Annotated in this window: 17 protein-coding genes, 1 tRNA gene and 1 pseudogene; 8 read left to right on the top strand and 11 right to left on the bottom strand. The window is 48.5% G+C overall.

Annotation, left to right across the window (positions count from 1 at the left end):
* Nucleotides 1-165 precede the first annotated feature (165 nt).
* Genes ACYVJM_RS01640 through menD form a run of 3 tightly spaced genes read left to right on the top strand, consistent with a single transcriptional unit; the run spans nt 166 to nt 3,468 of the window.
* The gene (locus tag ACYVJM_RS01640) at nt 166-1,329 is read left to right on the top strand and encodes a sensor histidine kinase (protein WP_461146463.1); all 1,164 of its coding nucleotides are present in this window, start codon (nt 166-168) and stop codon (nt 1,327-1,329) included.
* Nucleotides 1,295-1,702 carry a response regulator gene (locus tag ACYVJM_RS01635; protein ID WP_461146462.1) on the top strand — a complete coding sequence of 136 codons (408 nt, stop codon included), beginning with the start codon at nt 1,295-1,297 and terminating at the stop codon, nt 1,700-1,702. The genes ACYVJM_RS01640 and ACYVJM_RS01635 overlap by 35 nt, the downstream gene beginning before the upstream one ends.
* 17 nt (nt 1,703-1,719) lie before the next feature.
* Nucleotides 1,720-3,468, top strand: coding sequence for a 2-succinyl-5-enolpyruvyl-6-hydroxy-3-cyclohexene-1-carboxylic-acid synthase (gene menD / locus ACYVJM_RS01630; RefSeq protein WP_461146461.1), 1,749 nt, complete (start codon nt 1,720-1,722; stop codon nt 3,466-3,468).
* 117 nt (nt 3,469-3,585) lie between these two features.
* On the opposite strand, the gene ACYVJM_RS01625 is transcribed toward menD, so the two are convergent.
* The gene (locus ACYVJM_RS01625; RefSeq protein WP_461146460.1) at nt 3,586-4,584 is read right to left on the bottom strand and encodes a tetratricopeptide repeat protein; all 999 of its coding nucleotides are present in this window, start codon (nt 4,582-4,584) and stop codon (nt 3,586-3,588) included.
* A gap of 128 nt (nt 4,585-4,712) precedes the next feature.
* Between ACYVJM_RS01625 and ACYVJM_RS01620 the strand changes: the two genes are divergently transcribed.
* Together ACYVJM_RS01620 and ACYVJM_RS01615 are read left to right on the top strand one after the other, a co-directional pair.
* Nucleotides 4,713-4,961 (top strand): hypothetical protein, encoded by a 249-nt coding sequence (locus ACYVJM_RS01620; RefSeq protein ID WP_461146459.1) that lies wholly within the window; start codon nt 4,713-4,715, stop codon nt 4,959-4,961.
* 67 nt (nt 4,962-5,028) lie between these two features.
* Complete coding sequence (locus ACYVJM_RS01615; protein ID WP_461146458.1) at nt 5,029-8,076, top strand: CheR family methyltransferase; 3,048 nt, start codon at nt 5,029-5,031, stop codon at nt 8,074-8,076.
* On the opposite strand, the gene ACYVJM_RS01610 is transcribed toward ACYVJM_RS01615, so the two are convergent.
* From ACYVJM_RS01610 to ACYVJM_RS01585, 6 genes are all read right to left on the bottom strand, one after another.
* Complete coding sequence (locus ACYVJM_RS01610; protein WP_461146457.1) at nt 8,073-9,017, bottom strand: hypothetical protein; 945 nt, start codon at nt 9,015-9,017, stop codon at nt 8,073-8,075. The two genes, ACYVJM_RS01615 and ACYVJM_RS01610, sit on opposite strands and share 4 nt — an antisense overlap.
* 155 nt (nt 9,018-9,172) lie before the next feature.
* The gene (locus tag ACYVJM_RS01605; RefSeq protein ID WP_009282104.1) at nt 9,173-10,036 is read right to left on the bottom strand and encodes a sigma-70 family RNA polymerase sigma factor; all 864 of its coding nucleotides are present in this window, start codon (nt 10,034-10,036) and stop codon (nt 9,173-9,175) included.
* 75 nt (nt 10,037-10,111) lie between these two features.
* Nucleotides 10,112-12,238 (bottom strand): polyribonucleotide nucleotidyltransferase, encoded by a 2,127-nt coding sequence (gene pnp / locus ACYVJM_RS01600; protein ID WP_461146456.1) that lies wholly within the window; start codon nt 12,236-12,238, stop codon nt 10,112-10,114.
* A gap of 166 nt (nt 12,239-12,404) precedes the next feature.
* Nucleotides 12,405-12,680: a 30S ribosomal protein S15 gene (gene rpsO / locus ACYVJM_RS01595; protein ID WP_012926579.1), complete on the bottom strand. Its 276-nt coding sequence runs from the start codon at nt 12,678-12,680 to the stop codon at nt 12,405-12,407.
* Between the two features lie 115 nt (nt 12,681-12,795).
* Entirely contained in the window at nt 12,796-14,295 is a 1,500-nt protein-coding gene (locus ACYVJM_RS01590; RefSeq protein ID WP_461146455.1) for an LptF/LptG family permease, read from the bottom strand.
* A gap of 105 nt (nt 14,296-14,400) precedes the next feature.
* Nucleotides 14,401-14,793 (bottom strand): START-like domain-containing protein, encoded by a 393-nt coding sequence (locus ACYVJM_RS01585; protein ID WP_461146454.1) that lies wholly within the window; start codon nt 14,791-14,793, stop codon nt 14,401-14,403.
* Between the two features lie 114 nt (nt 14,794-14,907).
* On the opposite strand from ACYVJM_RS01585, the gene ACYVJM_RS01580 reads away from it, so the two are divergent.
* The 3 genes and pseudogenes from ACYVJM_RS01580 (at nt 14,908) to ACYVJM_RS01570 (ending at nt 16,448) form a co-directional block, all read left to right on the top strand.
* Nucleotides 14,908-14,984: transfer RNA gene (locus tag ACYVJM_RS01580), tRNA-Met, on the top strand.
* 993 nt (nt 14,985-15,977) lie between these two features.
* Nucleotides 15,978-16,121, top strand: a pseudogene (locus ACYVJM_RS01575) (hypothetical protein); the annotation flags it as partial.
* Nucleotides 16,098-16,448 carry a hypothetical protein gene (locus tag ACYVJM_RS01570; protein ID WP_461147720.1) on the top strand — a complete coding sequence of 117 codons (351 nt, stop codon included), beginning with the start codon at nt 16,098-16,100 and terminating at the stop codon, nt 16,446-16,448. The pseudogene ACYVJM_RS01575 and the gene ACYVJM_RS01570, both read left to right, overlap by 24 nt.
* Before the next feature lie 517 nt (nt 16,449-16,965).
* On the opposite strand, the gene ACYVJM_RS01565 is transcribed toward ACYVJM_RS01570, so the two are convergent.
* From ACYVJM_RS01565 to ACYVJM_RS01550, 4 genes are all read right to left on the bottom strand, one after another.
* Nucleotides 16,966-17,523 (bottom strand): hypothetical protein, encoded by a 558-nt coding sequence (locus ACYVJM_RS01565; protein WP_461146453.1) that lies wholly within the window; start codon nt 17,521-17,523, stop codon nt 16,966-16,968.
* A gap of 51 nt (nt 17,524-17,574) precedes the next feature.
* Entirely contained in the window at nt 17,575-20,022 is a 2,448-nt protein-coding gene (locus ACYVJM_RS01560; protein WP_461146452.1) for a TonB-dependent receptor, read from the bottom strand.
* A gap of 186 nt (nt 20,023-20,208) precedes the next feature.
* Nucleotides 20,209-21,243 (bottom strand): DNA polymerase III subunit delta, encoded by a 1,035-nt coding sequence (gene holA, locus ACYVJM_RS01555; protein WP_461146451.1) that lies wholly within the window; start codon nt 21,241-21,243, stop codon nt 20,209-20,211.
* A gap of 55 nt (nt 21,244-21,298) precedes the next feature.
* Complete coding sequence (locus ACYVJM_RS01550; RefSeq protein WP_461146450.1) at nt 21,299-23,797, bottom strand: serine hydrolase; 2,499 nt, start codon at nt 23,795-23,797, stop codon at nt 21,299-21,301.
* Nucleotides 23,798-23,959 lie beyond the last annotated feature (162 nt).

Raw genomic sequence — 23,959 nt, 5'->3', positions numbered from 1 at the left:
TTAACTAAGTTATTTAACGATATGACTGACAACGTATACATCTTAGCTCTACATAGAGAATAGGAGAACATAAGGTACACCCGTATCTTTGACTAATAATTAAGGATACCTTCTCATTAAATTACCGCTGGCATCCCCACATAAAATACTCACCATCAATAATTTATGAACGAAGTTATCGAGTTTTTTCAGCAACTCGCAAATGTTAACGATTGGCCCCCCCGCTGGTACTGTGGTCGATGGACAGATTTTCATGGGTGGCTCTATATAGTGTCTGACTTAACAATCTGGCTCGCCTATATGGCAATCCCACTCATTTTGATCAGGTTTATACTCGTCAAAAAAGGTGTTCCACTATCGGGCGTTTTTGTCTTATTTGGAGCCTTTATTCTTCTTTGCGGCCTTACCCACCTGTTCGATGCGGTCATGTTCTGGTGGCCTGCCTACCGAATCAATGCCTTGATTCGATTCTTAACCGCCGGTGTCTCCGTCGCTACCGTGCTGGCCTTGATCCGGTATTTCGATGAAGCCGTTGGCCTGCGTACATCAAAGGAATATGACCGTGAATTGTCTTTCCGCCAGCAGGCCATGCAGGAACTTACCCGTTCAAATCAGGAACTCCAACAGTTTGCCTATATTGCCTCCCATGATTTACAGTCCCCGCTTAAGACAATCGTTAACTACCTTACGTTACTGGAAAGTAAACACGGGGAGAAACTTGATACCGATGCGCTTAAATTAATCAATGTGTCGACCGCTGCCGCCGAACGGATGCGGACGTTAATCAATGACCTGCTCGACTTCTCCCGTGTGGGTACAGATATAGATTTTGAGAACGTTGACCTCAATGAGGTGATGGCCGAAATCCTTGAGGAACAACAAACTGATATTCTATCGACCGGGGCTACCTTTGATATAGGCCCTCTTCCGACGATCAGAGCCCACCGGACAGATTTGAAACAGGTATTTCAGAATCTGGTGACCAATGGCTTGAAATACCGTCGCCCGGACGCTGTACCCAGCATAAAGATACGGGCAATGGATGAGGGGAATCAGTATCGGTTTACGGTAAGTGATAACGGCATTGGGATCGACGCCAACTATTTTGACCGGGTCTTCCAGATATTCCAGCGACTACACGGCCGCAATGAGTATCCGGGAACCGGCATTGGATTAGCTACCTGTAAAAAAGTAATCGACATTTACGGCGGTCAGATCGGTCTCACCAGTACCGTTGGCGTTGGCTCCACTTTTTATGTAGTAATTCCAAAAGTTATCAAGACAAGTCAGCACTATGCACAGACCCATTCACTGTATCCTGTTAATTGACGACGATCCCGACGATAATTTTTTACACCAGCTCATCATTGACGAATCGAACCAGTGCGATGTCGTTCGCATTGTGGGCAGCGGTATGGAGGCTCTTGCTTATTTAAATCAAACCGATCATCCGAAGTACATCCGGCCCGATGTCGTTTTTGTCGATATCAATATGCCGGGTATGAATGGATTCGAGTTCCTGGCTGAATACCAGCGACTCGATCCCCAACTAAAAGGCCATGTTGTGGTTGTTATGCTGACAACCTCGATCAGTACCATTGATAAACAGCGGGCTAGTTCATTACCGGAAATAAATTCGTATCGAACAAAACCCCTGACACAGGCCATGATCAACGAATTGGTCGATACCTATTTCTCCTAACACTGTTAGATTACCCTATGCCCGTTCTTCAACCCATTGTCAATATTGCCGAACTTCTTCATCAAAAAGGTTTAACGGATATTGTTGTTTCACCGGGTTCACGCTCGGCTCCTCTTACACTGGCCGTTGCCCGGCACCCACATCTGCGCGTTCGGGTGATGGCCGATGAACGATCCGCCTGTTTCGTCGCCCTGGGAATGGCCTTACAATCCCAAAAAACGGTGGGCGTTATCTGTACTTCGGGCAGTGCCGTTTATAACCTGGCCCCCGCCGTTTCCGAAGCCTACTTTGGCCAGGCTCCCCTCCTGCTGTTAACCGCCGACCGACCGCATGAGTGGCTGCATCAGCAGGACGGGCAGACCATTAACCAGGTGGGTATTTTTGGTGATCACGTAAAACGAAGTTATGATTTGCCAGCCGACTACTCACACCACGATGCCCGTTGGTACATCGAACGAACATTAAACGAAGCGATCACACTCACCCAACTCGAACCGGCAGGACCCGTTCATGTTAATGTGCCACTTCGGGAACCGTTCTACCCAGGCGCCGAGGAAACATTTACGTATGAACCGGTACGAACCATTGACGTATGCCGTGCCCAACCTACCCTGGCAACCGATACCTGGCACAGGCTCCTGACCGAATGGGAACAGAGTGAACGGACGATCATCGCCGTGGGCCAGTTACCCTACAATCCGGCACTGTTAGCAGTTTTACGAAAACTGAGTGAAGAAACCAGCGTTGTCGTTGTTGGCGAAATCGTTGGGAACATCCCCCGAAATGAACTATTTATAACCCGAACGGATACATTCCTGGCCGGAATCAGAGAGCCAGTAGCGCGTTCCCTTCAGCCGGATCTGCTCCTGACCATTGGAAATTCCTTCCTGACCCGGAACCTAAAAACGTTTTTACGGCAATATCCCGCCCGTCGTCACTGGCACATACAACCAACCATCGACCACATCAATGACTCGTTCCAGAGCCTGACCACCCTGATCCCGGCAACCCCACTCGTCTTCCTGGAAAAACTTTTTGCCGATCTCGACTTCCAGCGATTCCTCCAGGGCGATGAGGAGGAGGAGGAGAGACATGAATTTCTAAACCAGTGGCGACAGATGGATCGTGAGGCAACACGCCTGGTCGAAAAAAACCTTGCCACCCCAACCAACACGCTCACCGACTGGTCGGCCGTATTACATATCCTCGACCAATTACCGGCCATGTCAATTCTGCACCTGGCCAATAGTATGCCCGTCCGTTACGCAAACCTGTGTGGAATAGACGAACAACGGCAAGTTAATGTCTTTGCCAATCGGGGGGTTAGCGGTATTGACGGGTGTTTAAGTACAGCCGTTGGAGCCGCCCTGATGACGGACAGGCTTATAACTCTGCTGATTGGCGACGTAGCATTTTTCTATGACCGAAACGCCCTCTGGTCAGCTCCGGTACCGCCTAACCTTCGAATCATTTTATTGAACAATGATAGCGGGCATATTTTCAGAATGATCGACGGCCCGAGTCGTCAACCTGAACTGGAAACTTATTTTGAAACTCCACACGGCTACACTGCCCGCAACACGGCACAAGATGCCGGGCTTACGTATATTCCCTGCGAATCACTGGACTCTCTGCAAACCACCCTACCCGATTTCTTTAAACCTGCCAGTACGGCTAAACTCCTCGAATTGAAAACGGACAAACAAGCCAATCAGGATCAATTCCAGGCCTACAAAGCTTCAGTAAACGTATTTCAATCCCACTAACCAAGTTAAAGGAAACGCACTTTAAAATCGCACCACATACAACTATAACTACAGGTATAGTTGTATGTGGAAAACTGTAAGCGTACAGATCTCGATTTACTCACCCCATTTAATAGGTCACTTACATTCCTTTGCACGTATTTGTCGGGACTGATCATCCCCCGCAGCTTCACCCAAACGCCAGGCTTCGCAGGCTGCCTGTTGATGCTTCAGGGATTGTTCGGCCTTACCGATATAATAATACAGTTGGTCAACGGATGCGTCCAGTTTTTCAGCCTGCCGGAATGCAGCTAGTGCCTGGGGCATTTGCTGCTGACTCATATAATAGAGGCCAAGGGTCTGATGTGCCCATGCATTCTGATTATCGCGTTGGAGTGACTCCTCCACCAACGGGAGTGCTTCAGCAGGCCGGTTTAGTTTCAGGAGTAAATACGCCTTATTGTTCAGATAATAAGGCTGGCGGGGCTGTACCGACAGAGCACGCTCCACAAAGGTGAGTGCTTCGGCGAACTTCCCGGAACGAGCAAGCAGCAAACTCTGGTTATTAAGCGCGGCATCCTGTTTCGGATTGAGCTGGAGGGCACGCTGAATATCCTCACCAGCCTGTTCATACGCTTTTTGGCTATAGTACAAAGCCGCCCGGTTGGTCAAGGCTTCCACATTATCAGGCTTGAGTTGGAGCGCCCGGTCATACGCTGCCTGCGCCTGGGATGTTTTAGCCAATCGTACATAACCATCGCCCAGACGAGTCTGGTAAAATGTAGAATCACGGTACTGTTTCTCAATCCGTTGCAGATCGGCTACACTACCCGCAACATCGCCCGTTTCCAGAAGCACCTCGGCCCGATTAAAATAAGCTGTGCTGAAATCGGGGTCCAGTTCAATGGCCCGGGTATAATCGGCCAGGGCGCCTTCCCGGTCATCGTTCCTGAATTTGGCTAATCCCCGATTGTTGTACGCGTCGGCAAAATCAGATTTTTTCGAAATAGCTTCTGAATAATACCGGATGGCTTCTTTAAACTCACGTTTCTGTAGCTGAACATTGCCCTTTAAGAAAAACTGAGCGGCTTCATCGGTAATGCTGTTGGAACAGCTGGAAAATAAGAAAGTAACCAAAAGAAGGTTGACTAAATGACGGAGCATACTTATCCGGATGATTAACCGGGACATTACGTTGGTTACCTTTGCCAATCGGCACACATTTAATAGAAAATTAGTCATTCGTATTAATCGTCAATAACAAGATGCGTTTTGTTCAGGATATTCCCCACGCCCGTTTTCGCATAGGCCTTTATGCCTGGAATGGCAAATATATCGTCAAAATCGAAGCAGGTCCGTACGAACAGACATATAAAATCAGTGAAATGGACATCACTAACCGCGATGCAGTACCCAATCTGCTCGACGAACCATTTCTGAACAGGGTTGAACAACGATTTCTGGACATGGATGCCGATTGGCAGGCTACCGGCGAGCGCAATGATGCTTTTTGACGTACCCGGTGAATGATCTGCTCACAAGTTCAACTTGTTAACGTTACCTACCTGCCACTTACCCGACATGAGTTTGTCTGATCATACTATTGGCCCTCAGCCAACATCACTCATCCAGACCATTCCCATTGTGGCCATTGGGGCGTCGATGGGTGGGCCGGAAGCGATTTCTGAACTGCTGGTACATTTATCGCCCTCCAGCGGGTGGGCTTTTACATACATCCAGTCTACGGATGAGCCGGGTCAGCTTTCGGAACGGTTGGCAGCGTTTACCCAAATGCCAATTCTGAATGCTATGGACCGCATGCACATTAACGCTAACCACGTTTACATAATCCCGGTTCATGCAGAGGTGTATATAGTGAATGGTCAATTTACAGTTAAGGAACGCCCCCTGGTACCCGCTCATCTGCCCATCGATCAGTTCTTTATCTCCCTCGCCGAACAACAGGGAGCCACTTCCATCGGTGTGCTGCTATCGGGCATATCGGCGGATGGTACCCTGGGGTTAAAAGCCATTAAAGCCGCCAACGGGATCACTTTTGCCCAGGATGGTACGGCGAAGTTCCAGGGAATGTCCGTATCGGCTCAGGCTGAGGGGGTCGTCGACAAAGTATTACCCGTCCGTGAAATTGCTCGTGAACTAGATTGGTTAAGCCATCAGCAGAATTTCATTCAGGATACAGCCGAGATTGAATCGCAGGAAGAAAATGGCCAGTCCCAGCTACCAGAGCCTGATAATGGAGAGTTACTGGCGCTTCTTCAGTTATTAAGAAAATTCGTTGGAGTCGACTTTACGCATTACAAGACGGCGACCATTCGACGACGGGTCCTTCGGCGAATGGCCCTTTATAAACTTCGGTTGTTAACGGACTACATGGATTATCTGCGGCAGCACCCCACAGAAGCCGGTTTACTCTATAATGATCTACTTATTAACGTAACCAGCTTTTTCAGAGACCCCGATACCATGGAGTACCTGGGGAAGGTGCTTTTCCCCCAGCTTCTCGCTGGCAAGCCCGAGAACGAACCTTTCCGACTATGGATTCCAGCCTGCTCGACGGGCGAAGAGGTCTACTCACTGGCTATCCTGCTACTGGAAGCACAGGACCACCTCGATAAGTCGGTACCTACTCAAATTTTTGCTACTGATCTTAGCGAGCGGGTCATTGCCCGCGCCCGGATGGGTCGTTTTTCAGCCAGCCAACTGACAAATGTTTCCCCAAAGCGCCTGAGTCGTTTTTTCACGAAGGATCAGGATGGGTACTGCGTCAGTAAACTAATCCGGGATGTGTGCGTTTTTGCGACCCATAATTTATTTGTCGACCCGCCCTTTTCCCATCTCGATCTGATTAGCTGTCGTAACTTACTGATCTATACGGACACTACCCTCCAGCGAAAAGCAATTGCCACATTTCATTATGCACTGAACCCAACGGGCTACTTAATACTTGGAAAGGCAGAAACAGTTGGATCGTATACCAGGCTGTTTACGCAGGTAGCCAAGACGTTTAAAGTTTACGCCCGTAAAACGACTGCAACTCGATCGGTATTCCCGTTTGGGGACTTATTACATCAACGATCAATCATTGAAACCTCTCCTGCTCGTGATGAGCAACAGGAGAGAGCCAATATCTCCCCTCCTCTTAATCTGTCTGCTTCTCTGTCTACCGGATATACATCAGATGCGCGGAATAAAAAAGCGATTCAACTCATGTCTATGCAGTATAAACCTGGCCAGCCCGACGATTTGGACCAACGCGTGAACGGGCTGCTTAGCCAGTATACACCGGCGTCCGTCGTTATCAATAAAGATATGGAGATCATCCGATTTCAGGGTTCAACCAGCCTGTTTCTGGAGCCCGCCCCGGGCCGGGCTAATTTTAATCTCCTGAAAATGGCCCGCCCTGAACTTGTCTTTGATTTGCGGGCCGCCATCGGCAAAGCCCATAAATTAGGACAGCCAGCCTCTAAAACCGGGATACTGATTCGGGTCCGGGAGGAAACCTACCACATAACGATTACTGCGGTTCCTTTTTTATCACAGAACCAAGAGCCGCTGGTGCTGGTAATTTTCAACGAAGTAGCCCCGGCGGTTCTGCCTCCCACCGCCCCAACTCAACTCCGGAACCGGCGGATCAAACAGTTGGAAGATGAGCTGGCTACTCTGCGCGATGAGATGCGGTCGATGCTGGAAGAACAGGAAGCCGGACGAGAGGAGCTTCAATCTGCCAATGAGGAAATTATCAGCAGCAATGAAGAATTGCAGAGTATCAACGAAGAACTGGAGACCAGCAAAGAAGAGATACAATCCAACAACGAGGAATTACAAACCATCAATCAGGAACTACAGCTGAGTAATGATCAATTATTGGAAGCCTATGATTACTCGGATGCTATTTTTGGAACGATTCGGGAAACGGTACTCGTACTCGACAAAGATTTGCGGGTACGCAGTGCCAATCGGGCCTTTTTCAAAACTTTCCGGGTAGAAGCCGACGATTCGATTGGTCGCCTTTTGTATGAATTGGGCAACCGACAATGGGATATCCCCGCCTTACGGTCGTTACTCGATAAGGTTATTAACCATAACACTCCGATTCAAGCCTATGAGATGACCCACCACTTTCAGGATTTAGGTGAGAAGGTCCTGCGCCTGAATGCCCGCAAGGTCGTTCGGTTACAGGGTCAGGCGGCAATTCTACTTGCCATCGAAGACATTACCGATCACTCGCAGGTGCAGCGACTGCTGGTCTTTCTTCAGAGTATACTGACGCACGCCCCCGTAAGTATTCAGCTGTTCAAATCTGTCCGGAACGAACGAAACACAATCGTTGATTTTCAGTTGGTACCGCTTGTCAATGAATTAGGACAGCGAACCAATCCCTCGGTTGTGGAACTGTACAAAACCAGTTTCAAAGCCTTATATAACGACACTGAACAAATCTCATTATTCACAAAGTATGTCCAGGTAGTCGAAACCGGTGAACCATTACAAATTGAACTACCAAACGAACGAGCACAGCAACCCGAATGGCACCAGATTACAGCCAATCGGTTTGAAGATGGTATACTGCTGGTTACCTCCACAATCACAAAACGACACCAGCACTAATCAACACGATCTGCCGTAAGCCGACCAGGCCGTACGACCAAGAAAACAAGCAGGCCGAAAAACAGTGGCATGACAATGATCCAGTAATCTGGCGTAAAATCGTCAGACATCAGATCGTCAACAGCCGCAGCGTAGCGCACTTGCATAAAACGGCGGGGCGATGCTGTATGGTTATCAAAGTCATCCTCACTAATGGGCACAACCCGCTCCCGACGCTGATGCCAAATCGTTGCCTCATAAGTGTACCAACTGTATTTACGCCCGTGAGCCGTTTTATTTGTAGAAAGAATCGGAACGGAAACAACCTGGCCTTCTTTTTTCAGAAGCTGATAATAGTTAAAATAAGAAATGGTGTCGTACGTAAAAAAGATAGCAGCACACCCAAGGGCCAAAACTAACACGAAACGAGCGATACCTTGTAAAAATGGGATAGGAAGTATACTGACGATAATTCCAGAAATAAAAAAGAACGATGCCGATGACAACAGTAGACACAACAGCAGCAGTCGATTTAACGGGGTAATATCCCGAATAGAGGACCACCCGATCAATCGGGATTTTCGGTTCGATTCATCATATTTCAGGATGGGTCGTGGTTGGCGAAAACGATCATAATCAGGGTGATAAAGCAGCTTCACCCGATCCCCGCTCCCTACATAACCACTTTCCATAATAAAGCGACAGGGATAGGCCTTCCCCCGATACTCGACGGTTAAGTATATGCTGTTACTGAATACATCCTGCCAGGAACGCTGTTCTTGCGCAGCTTGGGTAACCGGCACCGTCATGAGTCTCCCCTTTTGAGAAAATTCATCTAACAGGCGTATGTCGCGGTAGTATTGCCACATTCCCCAGGTTGCCACCCCTAGAATCAGCGCAACTACAATCGATACCAGTAAGGTGTACAGGCGACCCAGGATGGTGATAAGTGTGCGTAACATCGGGGATTTCTTAGCGGGATGTGTATGTATCCAGTTAAAAATAGAATGGCTAGTTGAGCAACGAATGGAGTTTTTCGTAAACGGTTGTTTAGTTGACTCAACAAAAAAACGGCGCCCACTTTCGCAGGAGCCGTTTTCACAAGCAAACAGGAATCTTAGCCCAGATAGGTCTTCAACGCTTTCGACCGTGAGGTATGGCGCAGGCGACGAATGGCTTTTTCTTTTATCTGCCGAACCCGCTCGCGGGTTAGATTGAATTTTTCACCAATTTCTTCGAGTGTCATGGCATGTTCGCCGTTCAAACCGAAGTAAAGCGTAATTACATCTGCTTCTCGTTGGGTGAGCGTCGAGAGTGCCCGCTGTACTTCTTTTCGTAGCGAATCGTTGATCAGACCCGAATCGGGTTTGTCCTCGCCATCATTTTCAAGTACATCGAGCAAACTGTTTTCTTCCCCTTGTACGAAGGGCGCATCCATAGATACGTGACGACCCGAAATCTTCAGGGTATCAACTACTTCGGCAGCTGATATCTCAAGTACGGCGGCCAGTTCTTCCGGCGACGGCTCCCGCTCAAATTTTTGCTCCAGATCGGAGAACGTCTTCGAAATTTTGTTCAGTGAGCCAACCCGGTTGAGCGGCAAACGAACGATTCGGGACTGTTCAGCCAGAGCCTGAAGAATAGACTGGCGAATCCACCAGACGGCATACGAGATAAATTTGAATCCGCGGGTTTCATCGAAGCGCTGGGCAGCCTTGATCAATCCAAGATTCCCTTCATTGATCAGGTCACCTAACGATAAACCCTGATTCTGATACTGTTTGGCAACCGATACAACGAAACGCAGGTTTGCCTTCGTCAACCGCTCCAGCGACAATTGGTCTCCTTCACGAATTTTCTGGGCCAGCGTTACTTCCTCATCGGGCGTAAGTAGGTCCACCTTACCAATCTCCTGCAAGTACTTGTCTAACGACTGGCTCTCGCGATTGGTTATCTGTTTTGAAATTTTTAGCTGTCTCATAATCCGTTGTCCCCGGTGGAGTGACTATATAACGCAAACGTATGACGATGCGTTACACGAAAAAGTAACAATGACTTACGCATTTTTGTTCTCTGGCTTCGGCAGCAAAACTTTACGCGATAAACGATACTTTCCGGTCTTTTTATCCACGTCAATCAACTTCACCGTCACCTCTTCACCGACCTGCAGGACGCCATCCATGGTCTCCAGACGCTCCCACTTGATCTCGGAAATGTGCAAAAGACCATCTTTACCCGGCATGAATTCAACGAAGGCCCCGAAAGGCTGGATTGTCTTTACTTTGCCAACATAGGTTTCGCCTACTTCGGGAACCGCAACGATTCCTTTCACGCGGGAAATGGCTTTATCCATGCTTTCCTTGCTGGTAGCAAAAATGCTAACCCAGCCCGCATTGTCATGCTCGTCGATGTTCACAACGGCTCCGGAATCTTTCTGGATATCCTGAACTACTTTACCGCCGGGTCCGATAACGGCACCAATCTGGTTAGTATCGATTTTGATAACCATTGCACGGGGTGCATGCGGTTTCAGGTCAGCACGTACATCAGCGAGGCCTTTCTTCATCTCCCCGAGGATATGCAAACGGCCTAAACGGGCCTGTTCGAGAGCCTGAGCCAACACTTCATAGGACAGACCATCCACTTTCAGGTCCATCTGGCAAGCTACGATCCCTTTTTCGGTTCCCGTAACTTTAAAGTCCATATCGCCCAGGTGATCTTCATCGCCCAGGATGTCGGATAGAACGGCGTATTTATCGCCATCCGAAATCAGGCCCATGGCAATACCGGCAACGGGAGCCTTGATCTTGATCCCGGCATCCATCAGGGCCAGCGTACCGGCGCAAACGGTTGCCATAGACGACGAGCCGTTCGATTCAAGAATGTCGGATACGATCCGGATGGTATATGGGTTCTCTTCGGCAGGCGGCAGCACTTTTTTCAACGAACGGTGAGCCAGGTTTCCGTGACCAATTTCACGACGGCCGGCTCCCCGGTTGGGCTTCACTTCACCGGTTGAGAAACCGGGAAAGTTGTAATGCAACAGGAATTTACTGTAGCCCTGGAACATCGTCTGATCCACAATCTGCTCGTCCGTCTTGGTACCGAGCGTTACGGTTGTCAGCGACTGGGTTTCACCCCGTGTGAACAACGCCGAACCGTGGGGGCCGGGCAGGTACCCAACTTCAGCCGAGATTTGACGAATCTGATCTAACTTCCGACCATCCAGACGAGTCCGCTCATCGAGTACTAACCGACGGGAGGCCTCCCATTCGAGGTCGTGGAAATAGGTTTTGATCAAACCCACATTTACCTCTGCTCCTTCCGGGAAAGACGCTAAATATTCATCACGAACAGCTTTAAAGCCTTCCGAACGGCCTTTTTTACTTGGATTCTGCCGGCGGGCTACTTCATAGATTTTGTCGTAGGTAGCAGCGCGGACAGCGGCCCGAAGGTCTTCGTCGTGCGTTTCGTGGTTATATTCCCGCTTGGCGGTCTTACCCACTTTGGCTTCGAGTTCTTTCTGCGCCTGGCATTGTACTTTGATGGCGTCGTGAGCAACTTTAAGTGCTTCGACAACTTCGGCTTCTGAACATTCGTCCATTTCGCCTTCTACCATACAAATGTCTTTTTCCGTAGCGGCTACAATCAGATCGATAGTTGCACGCTCAAGCTCAGACGTTTTTGGATTTATCTTGTACTGCCCGTCGATTTTGGCAACACGTACTTCAGAAATAGGTCCGTTAAACGGAATATCCGATACGGCCAGCGCCGAAGAAGCTGCCAAAGCCGCCAGAGCATCGGGCTGAACTTCAGGGTCCGCAGAGATCAACGTGATCATTACCTGCGTGTCGGCATGGTAATTATCGGGGAAGATAGGCCGCAGGGCACGGTCTACTAAACGGCTTATCAGGATTTCGTGATCGCCCAAACGACCTTCGCGCCGTTGAAAGCTACCCGGAATACGGCCAGCCGATGCGAATTTCTCTTGGTAATCAACGGATAGAGGAAGAAAGTCAACGCCCTCTTTGGCGTCTTTACTTGATACGACGGTGGCCAACAGCATGGTGTCGCCTAACCGTACAACCACCGCGCCGTCGGCCTGTCGGGCCAGTTTGCCGGTTTCGATGGTAATTTCCCGCCCGTCGGGCAGCGCAACGGATTGCGTGGTGATTTCAAACATACAACAGATTTTGAATACGTCTTCTTACAGCTTTAAACCGCGCCGGTTCGAAAACCGGTTTACTCGTTGTGTCCAGCAAGGGTTTGCACCACGTCTAGTCCAAGTAGAAACAACAAAAATGAGGGAATCTACTGTGTGGTAGATTCCCTTTTTTGGGGTGACCCAATTACTTCCGGAGTCCCAGCGCAGCCAGGATGGCCCGGTACCGCGTGATATCCTTCTTAAGTAGGTAGTTCAGAAGGCGACGACGCTTACCAACTAATTTCAACAAACCCAGTTGTGTGCCGTAATCGTGCTTGTGAACTTTCAGGTGCTCAGTTAAATGACTGATCCGGTAAGTGAACAGCGCGATCTGGGATTCGGCCGACCCGGTGTCCGTTGCACTTTTGGCGTGGCCCGAGGTGGAGAATATCTCCTGTTTTTTTTCGGTCGTTAGATACATCTTCAGACAGCTAATTTGATTAATAAATTGAATTCGGGTGCAAAGGTAGTGAAATATATCGGTGAATAGAAGTATGTGGCAATTTATTAAGTGGTATCTATCAAAGCAAACCTCCTCACTCCTCACTCTTTACTAGCGTATTCCTTTTGTCAAATCGCTTTCGGAACCGCTCCCAGGCAATAACGTACACATCTTTATCGAACAGGCGGGAATCGTGCCGGGCACGCTGCATCAGCAACAGGCCAAAAGGAAACAGGACGATATTCGCCAGCCAAGCCCCAATGGGCACCCAGAGCAGACCGTCTTTGGCATACTTATCCCCCGCGATGGTCAGTATATACAGGAAAATAAAAAAGACGATGGCAATAAGCACCGGTAAACCAAAACCACCTTTCTTGATAATGGCCCCCATCGACGCACCAATCAGGAACATGACAAAGACAGAGATGGCTTGTGTAAACTTGTGATGGCTCTCCAGCTGATAGCGCCAGACATTTTTTTCTTTTTCGGTAAGGTAGGTTACGTTCGAGGTGGAGTACGACAAAATATTCTGAGCCTGGTTCAGGGCGATTTGAGCCAGTTCATGCTGGGGTATTTTATGGGCAGCTAATAGAGAATCGACCCATTTCCCATCCTTCAGGACTTTCTGTTTCAGGATTGCATCGGATTTGAACTGGTAATTATAATATTGTCGGGAGTTTCCGGCTACGCTCAGGCTGGTATTTTTGTAATCTTTCCGCAGCGAATCAGTCAGGGCAGAAAGCTGCTTCAGGTCTTTCATGTATTCGTGGTATTCGAACTGGTTCTCATCGGTTCGTTTAATCCCGAACGACTCCAGACTAATTACGAGTTTATAATCCTTAAACCCATTCCGCATAAACTGTGCGCCCTGGGCTGTTGGCCCGCTGCTGGCGTAACTGATACTATTGTCTGAGTATTCTTGATAATCGTTGCCGTTGAAAAGCTGAAAAACAAGGTAAGTCCGGTCTTTATCCGTATACATACGACCGGAATCGGCCAGGATGATCTCGCGGTTACCTGTTTCCAGACCACTAATCGGGTGTTTGTAGATAACCAGTCCTTTGAGGAGATCGCCGGTGGTGCTTCCCTTTTCGGCTTTTAATTTACGGTCAACCTTAATGCTGTATCCTGGCAGGTCATTGTAGAAGATACCCTCCTTCAGATTCAACGTGGCTTTGGCCGTCTTAATATCGTAGAGCAGGCTGTATCCCTTCAGATTAGCCCAGGGAGCTACCGAGTTGTTGAACCAGAACGAAAATGCACTGATGCCAATGGCAACGATGAGCAACGGACGCATGGCCCGGGTAAGGGAAATACCGGCGCTTTTCAGGGCAGTGAGTTCAAAAAATTCGCCCAGATTGCCAAACGTCATTAATGAAGACAAGAGGACAGCCAGCGGCAGGGCCGTTGGGATTGTCAACAGGGAAAAGTAAAAGAGCAGACGACCAAACGTGGCCAGATCGAGATCTTTGGAAACGAACTCGTCGATATAAAACATTAGGAGTCGCATCAGGAAAATAAAGATGACGACGCCCAGGGTTAAAAAAAACGGCCCCCAAAAAGAGCCAAGTACTAATTTATCTATTTTCTTCATCCTGCTGTACCGAAGGAATGGCCCCGACGATTTAGGGTACTGGCTACCTATATATACGTACGGGAACACCTTTGCGGTTCCATCATCAGCCCTCCTTAACTATTTTTAACTACCCACTATCTCTTTCAATTTATCCATAAGCCCGTCCCACAGGTCCTGAAGCTCTTCTTGATCGGTCGTATTGGAATAATCAATTACCCGAAGAAAAGTAGATTGCGTCAGTTCGCTCTGGTCGACCCGAAAATCTACATAATTATTATCGGTGCCTTCTTCATCGGTATCCAGGAACTCGAACCGTACCCCTTTGTTCTGCCGCATAGAAACCTGCCGTGCTATGTGACTTTCGTTGTCCCACTGAAAATCAAACCGCTGCTCCGGCATGGTATTTACCTTACTGGCAAACCATTGCGACAGACCGGAAGCCGTGCTGATGTAGGGAAACAGCATTTTGGGAGATGCCCGAAGTTCGTATTCGGTGATAAACTTAAATTTCTCCATATTGTATGTGCCTTAAAATAAGGGGTACTTGGCAAAGGTAAACGATTTTTTTTGCGAAAGTCAACGGCTTTATTTGCGCTGAGACGAATTTTTCTTACTTTTGTGAAACGAAACGGCGGGGTAGCTCAGATGGTTAGAGCGTAGGATTCATAACCCTAAGGTCGGCAGTTCGATCCTGCTCCCCGCTACCAAAATGAACTCCTTAATTGGTTGTCTATCAACTGATTAAGGAGTTTTTCTTTTAATTGCAATAGTCCCGCGCTGGCAAACCAAATATGCTCCCCATTGCTTAGCCACCTGTACAACTCATTAAGCTGGCTGTAAACGAAACGTATTTTAAACCGGACTGCCGGAGCAATCAATAATCCTCTTATCCAACTATCAGGCGAAGACGCTAAAACAGGCTTAACCATCCCATGTGTTCTCCAAACGTCCCTCAACCAGCCACACTAAATAGCAAACCAGCGATGTACTGTAACTGAAAGACTCCAAGCCGGTTAAGCTATATAATACCGAAGCTACGCCTGTTGATTATCAGACAACAACGAATAAAAGGTCTCGTTCATCCCAATAAATATTTGTTTCCAGGATAATACAGTTGAAGCCCGTGGTCATTTCTTGAACATCGTTCCTCTCGGATGCCTAAAACAAACGTACGTATTAACTGTATATCAAAATAAATTTCAAAAATAGAAGCGAGTAAATTAAAAAAGATCCGGCCCATCACGGTAGCAAATTATCATTATGAAAAAAGTAAGCTAAACGAGGACAAGCTTTTTTTAATCAATAAATTACCCACTTTAACTATATCGGATAAGTCTGACGCCTATTTGATCTTAGCCTTAATAGAAAACATGTATTAGCCTGAGATACGTCAAAAACGGCCAACTATTTTAAATTATCAATTCAGGAAAACAGCTTGAATGCCTCTGCTTATAATAACTTCAATCTTTTTAAAGAAATCAAGGATATGATAATATGGCTGAGAAGTTATTTAAAAATCAATTGAAGTCAACCCTAAAAGCACTAACGCTTATATTAATCCAGGTTTATTAAAATTAATAAAAAAGAACAGAGAAGATACACTGATTGCTGAAAATTTTTATCTTCAGGCAGCAACAATTAACCCGAATCAAGTATACGCGTACAACACGCTGGCGAATTTAAAGTGAGATCAAGGTAAATTTCTAGACGCTGAACGATTTTATCTGAAAGCGATTGAGGTTAATCCTAAACAGATGGAAGCTTATGTAAATTCAGGGCTACTCAAAAGAAACCAGAGATTAATTCCAGAAGCAGAAAGTTTGTATAAGCAAGCAATATATATTAACCCCAAATACGCATATACGTACATTAAATTAGGGGCAATCAAAAATGAACAGGGAGATTTCAAAGCGGCTGAAAATTTGTACTTGCAAGCAATCGGAATAGATTCTACGCAAATTGAAGCCTATAACGATTTAGGGCTGCTTAGACGAGATCAGGGCCGTTTCAAAGAAGCCTATAAAACCTATAACCTGTTTTTTAAAGCGAATCAACTTGCACCCAAAGACCATTACGTTTACAACTTTCTAGGGCTTTCAAAAAAGGATCAAGGCTTCATAAAGGATGCAATAGAATTATTCAATAAATCAAGAAAGATAAACCCTACTTAGCCAGCCTTTGCACACAACAATTCAGGACACATGAATAGAGATTTAGGCTTAATCCAGGCTGCAAAAAAAATCATATATTTCCGCTTATAATTAAAAATATAAAAGCAGCCAATACATACTCATTTTTTAGGATAATAAGGCAACGTTGCTTTAGCTGATTCACTATACAAAAAAGCTATGGAAATTAGTTTAATCGGTACGGCTTATACATTTAATAACTTAGGCAATTTATATAGAGATTGTAAAAATTTCAATGTATGAGCTTATTCTTGAAATACACCCAGCAAACAAAAAAAAGATTCAGCTTGAATTAGTGGACAGACAGTGAAATATAGCTATTCTACCTATTGAGTATGAGTTATAATATATTCTTTTTTATAAGGAAGCATATCTAAAAACACGTCAAAGATTATTATAAAAAACAGGAAAAGTGTCTGGGAAAAATTTCCTGTTTTTTATAATAATCTTTGACGTGTCATATCATCTCAACTCTTTTTGGCAAACTGGTGTAGCATGCCTATTGAATCACTACTGTGAAATCGGTGTCCAGATCCGACGTGCCGGGCGTGGCCGAGCCGTTCTTTGTATCTGGCTGGTGGCGTAAGACAAGTTTTAGTTTACCGGAACTAGCTGCACCGGTCTTCATTTCGGTGATCAGGCCAATGGGATAGGGACCCGGTGCGGGGTTTGTGTCTTTATCGGTTAATGTAACGGTCAGATTTACGCCTGTGCTGGGGGTATAGACAAACAGGTGCTCATTTGCTTTCTCCCTGATCTCCGCCGTTGCATCGAGCACTGGAGTCTTTGTTTTATCTAGTAGTGAGATTACACCTGTGTAGCTGGTATTGGCTTTCAAATTCAATGTTGCTTTACTAAAGTCAGCCGTGGTGTTGAGGTTGTCGATTGTGGCGGTGATGATGTCGGTGGGCACCGCTTTATTGGTCAGCGTTAAGGTAGCCGTGGTAATCGCTTCATTATCATCTGTTGGGGCTACATTCGTTTCGTCATTCTTGCAGGCTCCAGCGAAAAGCGTCAGGAAAGCGATAAATAGAATCGGCTTCTGGATGTACGACATGGTTGTTGAGATTAATTGTGAAACAGGTTGTTGATAAAAAATGGTAAGGTGTTAAGGCCTCTTGGAAAACTCCAGGGGGAGTTTTACTTTGAGCATTAGGTTACGGCCGGGCTCATCAGCAAAATACCGGAATCGGTTCAGGTAGTCGCGGTAAGCTATATTGGCAAGGTTTGTACCGCTCAGGATGACATGAAGAGACTGCTTTCCAAGTTGAGTCTGGAAACCAACCTCAGCTCCCAACAGAAAATAGGCAGGTGGTGGCGGTGCAAAATCACCGGTGAAAATTACGGCTCCGTTCTCCTGTCTGGTTGTTACGGAGGGGGCTCGGTTTTGCCGGGATACGTACAAGCCGGTTACCGACACGTACGGTTTAGTGAGTTTTCCCAACCGAGCCCAATCGTAACGCAATGTGTTATCGGACCGATTGGCGGGGATGAAAACGAGATAGTCCTGATCCGTCTGGTTGTAAGCAAACAGCAGCGAATTTTTCGTTGTCAATGACAGCCGATCCGTAAAGGTGTACGTTAGCGTCGCATCGACACCGCGAAACGAAGCGCGTACCTGATTATAGGTGTAAGAAGGGAAAGCGCCACGCTGGCGGATGATGGGTACCGAATCTGGCTTGAGGTAAATGTAATTATCGATCCGGTTAGCGTAAACGCCAATCTCGCCACTTAGCCGTTTGCCGGCATAGGCCAGCACCAGGTTACTGTTCAAAGCCTGTTCCGGCTGTAAATTGGGATTCCCCCGCTCGTAGGCAACAGCACTCTGATGCAGTCCGTTTGAATACAAATCAGCCACATTGGGCGCTCGCCAGGCGGTGCTTAGATTGCCGGTAAGGGTTAGATCGGAACGGAGCTGGTAGGCAATACCCAGCGACCCGTTGGCGTTTTGCCAGTTATGAGTCGTATAATACGTCTGCTTCGTTACTTCATCGAGGAAGTAGGCCCGTAACCATCGGTAGTCGTAACGCAACCCGCCCTCCAGCGTCAAACGCCCCACCGCATAGCGCTCAATGGCGAATACTCCGGCTCCATAATTGCGAAAATTAGGAATCAGGAACAGGTATTGCCGCACATTGCCCTGTGTGATGCCGTTGACACCCACACTACCGGACCATTGCCCCGCCTGGCCACCCGACCGGGTCCTGATCGGTGCATGCTCCCAAACCAGATCGGTGGTATGGGTAACTAGTTTCAGGTACAGTTCGGGCGTCGTTATTCCACTGAACGACACATAATCATACTCCCGGCGGGTATTTTGCTGCCGGGCCACTGTAGCGGTTAAGGTGCCTCCCCTGGGCAGGTGAAGATGGGCGCGCCCTTTAAACAGATCATGCTGAACCGCCTGATACGGTCGGTCCAGCGCATAAGAAAAGGCCGGCTTCACCAGCGGCTCCGACCGACTAATGGCCGAGTACAAATCGGCCAAACTACCCACTTGTGCCCCGGTGAAAAGACCGACCTTTGTATCGAACTGACTGTAAAACAATTCAACACCAAAATTCTTGTGATCGTAATGCAGATCGCCGGAGAAGTTAGTTTCGTGATAGCTGGTATTTTCGAGGTAATAAGCAGGGGTTTTGACGTATCCTGACCGTTTCAGGGTTCCCTGCAGTCGCCAGCTCAATCCGGTAAGTTTCCGGCCAAAGGCCCCTTCTACCAAACCCGAAGCTACGCCCATCCGCCCGTTCGTCGCCCCAACTAGATTCAACTCCGCCCGAACACCAGGCTGAGTAGGCATGGCGCTGGGCTCTACCAGGATGACGCCCCCTATGGCGTCGGAGCCGTAGCGAATACTGGCCGCTCCTTTGATTACTGTTAGCCGGGACGCCAGAAACTGGTCGACTTGGGGCGCGTGCTCCGTTCCCCACTGCTGGTCCTCCTGCCGGATGCCGTTATTAAGCACAATAATTCGATTGCTGTAGAGGCCATGAATGACCGGTTTGGAGATGCTGGGGCCGGTTTGAATGGAGTATAACCCGGTAAGTGCCTTCAAACTCTCGCCCAGGGACTGCCCCCTCGTCTGGTCGAGAGCCGCCCCCGACAGGCTTACCTGCGTCTGAAGCAGTTGCTGCGCTTCCGACCGGTGTTCGGTTACAACAACCTCCTGCAAGGTTTGATTATCAGGCACCAACATTACCGAATTCAGGTTAACCAGCGGTACCTGCCTGATAACGATTGATTGTGTTATGGTTTTATAACCAACAAACTGAAAATCAACAGTATATTTTCCGGGACAAAGCTGACCGAGTTGAAAATAACCCGTTGAATCAGCAACAGCACCCGTCTTCAACTCCCGAACATAGAGGGTCGCCCCAACGAGCGGCTGTCGGTTGTCCTGCCCCACTATCTGTCCTTTTAGCACATTGGTACACGCGTTGGTTTGCGCCCAACAACCTGCTTCTGTAACTACCCACAACCCTATTAGTAAACCTATTTTAGTTAAACCACCCATTTGCCAGGTTGTAATCAAGTTATCCTGATCACTAAACTTCATTAATGCAACAATGTTGCAATATTAGACAAAATGGCTGAGAGTACCTAGCGGGCTTATTGTCTAGGAGCGAATTTGACTTGGGGATACCAAGAATATTAGATGGATAGAGGAGAAAAAAGTGGATGAGCTATACAATCCTTCCAGCCTAGCGGCTGGCCAGCATCTTGCTATCCTGTACACCGGTAGTTAATGCAACACCTCAAATACCAGTTCGCGAAGAATATCACTTTCGTTCATAGTCGGCGAATCTATGCCTTTACTACGGGCGTCGGCCCGGCGGATGGCGCTGATAATGGCGGCCACTTTGGGGAGCGGAAATGTGCGGGCGGCCGAGAGGTAATCTTTAACGAAAAAGGGGTTGACGCCCAACAGCGGAGCCAGTCCTTTATCCGTCTGATCTTTTGACGCCTGTACCAGTATTACTTTGCTGAAATACCCGAATAACTGCGACAAAATAACCACCAATGGATTGTCTTTGGGATTACGGCCAAAATAATCGACGATTTGATTGGCCTTCACCACATCGCGTTGCACAAGGGCTTTCTGAAGTTCGAAGACATTATACTCTTTACTGATACCCACCAGTCGCTCTACAGTGGCAGCGGAGATTTCCTCACCCACGTGGAGGTTGATCAGAATTTTATCAATTTCTCCCGCCAACCGTTTAAGATCGTTCCCGATATGATCGGCCAGAAGCTGACAGGCTTTCGGGCTAACTTTAGCACCCTGTTCCCGGCAGTACTCCCCCACCCAATCTGGGATTTTATTGTCGTACAGTTTCTTAACGCCCAGCAGTTTCCCCTTCGCGCCGAAGGCTTTTACCCAGGCTTTTCGCTCGTCGAGACCCGGCTTGCCGTCTTCCTTTACGTAGCACAGCATCAGAATCGTGCTCGGGAGTGGGTTGAGGGCGTAATCTTCAAATAGCGTTTGGGTCGACTTGTCGTTGATGCCGTTTAGTTGCTGGGCTTCTTTAACGAGCACCAGCTGGCGCTCCGCCATGAATGGATAACGCCGGGCATAGTTCAGTACGGCTCCGGCATCCGTCTCTTTACCGAAGAGAACAAACTGATTGAAACCGCGCTCGGCTACGGGCACCGCTACTTTCTCCAGTTCTTCGGCAATTCGGTCGAGGTAATAGGGTTCATCCCCATGAATCAGGTAAACAGGTGCAATCCGTTTATTTCGGATGTCTTTTAACAGGGCGTCAACTGCAGGGATCAAAATGGGTATTCGGTTTACGGTACTTCGTTTTGCGGACAAAATTAACGATCTCCGGTCACTTCCGCCGAATTAAAACGCCCGGATGTGCACCGGTTGTTTTTTGTCCCTGATACACAAGTTGCCCGGCTACCCATACGGCTTCAATGCCGCTGGACAACGCTTTGTTGCTCCCGATCCGGGCATTATCCTGCACGGTATCCGGATTCAGCAATACCAGATCAGCGTAATAGCCGGGGGCAATCAGCCCTCTATCCGTCAGGCCGAGGTGTTCAGCCGTCAGACTGGTCATTTTCCGAATGGCAGTTTCGAGCGGCATAATGTTCTGTTCGCGAACATAGCGCCCTAATACGCGGGTAAACGCACCATAGCCACGTGGATGACCCTCATTCGACCCATCTGAACAGATATTGGTATGGGGCCAGGCCAGAAAGTTAGCGACATCGGGTTCATCCATCGACTTTCCCATAATCGCTTCAATACCCTCGGCTTCTGGGTTATTTTTTGCGTAGGCCGACGCTTGCCCGATTAGCGCCATCAGCGTTTGTGCCGGTTTTTCCTGACGCAGAGCCGCTACCTCCCCAACCGTTTTCCCGGCATACCCCGCGTTTGGGGCAAAGCGAACCAATACCGATTGCATGGGATCGAAGAGCTGGTTGACGGCAAATTCGGCGCTGGCTGCGTTTGTGTAATCCCGCTTTGGGAAGAGTACCCGCAGCGTTGAATTCCAGTAATCATACGGATAGCAATCGGCAGAGATGTTAATGCCCTCAGCACGGGCGCGCTCCAGTTGGGCCAGAATTCGGGCCGACTGCCCCCATTTATCCCGCAGAGCAATTTTAAGGTGGGAGATCAGGACGGGCATCTTTGTCATTCGCCCAATCTGAATGATCTCATCCAGGGCATCGTCGAGCGAAATATCCTCACTGCGGATGTGGCTCATGTACCGCCCCCCCGAATCGGCGGCTACCTGAGCCAGTTGTATGACCTCGTCACGGCTCGAAAAAAAGGCGGATTCATACTCCAGACCGGTCGACAATCCCAACGACCCGTTGGCCAACTCGGCTCGCAACAGATCTTTCATGCGAGCCACTTCGTCGGGTTTTGCCGTTCGGTATAAGCCATTTGCGCCCATCACCTGCTGCCGTAACGTAGCCTGCCCCGTGTAACTTGCCACATTTACCGCCACGGGTTGCCGCCTGAATTGAGCCTGTAAAGTATCCATCGCCCAGCTTCCGCCATCCTGCCCCGACACGATGGTTGTTATCCCCTGATTGACAAGGGCGGGCGCATCGGGCTGGCGACTCAACCCCGACACATGGTGGCTATGGCTGTCAATAAATCCCGGTGCCAGTACCAGGCCATGTCCGTCGGTGGCGGGCTCGTCCGGGAAAGCCGTCAGAGCACCGGTTTCCCAGATCCGGTCGTTTCGAAGCCGAACCGCCGACAGCCGGGCCGGGGTACCGGTTCCATCAACAAGCCGAACGTTCGTGATGAGTTTCGTTTGGGGCAACGTAAACGGTTTGCCTTCCAGAATGTCACGGGCCACCCGCCGGGCCGTTCCCTCGCTACTGTTGCTGAGCACGATCAGCGTTTGCTGCTTTTCGACGTACCGGACCATGACGTTCAGGAAGCCAACCCAGCTGCCAGTATGCGCCAGGGTCTTGCCGCCATCTTCAATAAACCAGCCAAATCCGTACGGATAGGTGCGTTTCCCGATCAGCTCAACTGGCTTGAAGGCTTCCCGCATTGTCTGTTGCCTGACCAGCTTTTCCGTCGCCAGCGCTTGTTCCCATGTCAGCAGATCCTCAGCCGACGAATAGATATTCCCGTCGCCGATGACACCGTCCAGCCGAATAAGGTCATTGGAAACGGTTTTACCATTCTCCCGCCCGAATCCATATACCCGATTGTGAGGTTTGGTCTGGCTCGTATAATAATAGGCATAGGTGTTTTTCAGCTTTAAAGGTTTCACGATTTGCTGATCAAGGAACTGTTCCACCGGCATTCCTGCCAGCGTCGCAATGATTGACCCCAGCAAGACATAGCCGGTATTGGAGTACGACCACTGCGTACCCGGCTTGAACAAAAGTGGTGGTTTGTACTGACGCAACAGTTGCAGCATGCCCGCGTTTGTCAGTGTGTCCAGCGGTCCGGCATACCGTTGCATTAGCCCATCGTATTCGGGCAGGCCGGAAGTATGCGTCAGCAAATGCCGAACCGTGATCGTGTCATATGGAAAATCGGGCAGATAAGTCCGAACGGTCTCGTCGTACCGGAGCTTCCCTTTCTCCTGCAACTGCATGACCATCAGGGCAACGAATTGTTTCGAGATTGACGCCAGATTAAACGCTGAACGCATTGTCAGCGGTTCGTTGGTAGCCATATTAGCCGTTCCGAAGGCCTTCCGGTAACGCACCCCCCCTTTTTCTGCGACCAGCACGACCCCGTTGAACAGCGCACGCTCATGCAGGTAAGTCAGTGCTGAGTCAAGTGTTTTCAACCGACCAGGTAACAGCCGGTCGGCGGGCTGTGCCTGAAGGGTGAAAAGGGACAAGTAAATGAGACTGCTTATTTGCAGTAAGCATCGGGTATAAAACGGCATGTCGGGCGTAGTTAATTAGACACAGGATAAGAATATTATTTCATTTTTCAGAAAATCATCCTGTATCGTTTGGCAAACAAATCAATTTTAAGAATAAAAATTTACTTTTAACCA

The sequence above is a fragment of the Spirosoma pulveris genome (assembly GCF_054781875.1).
Note: the sequence above shows the minus strand (reverse complement) of the source record. Positions and strands in the feature narration are given on the sequence as shown.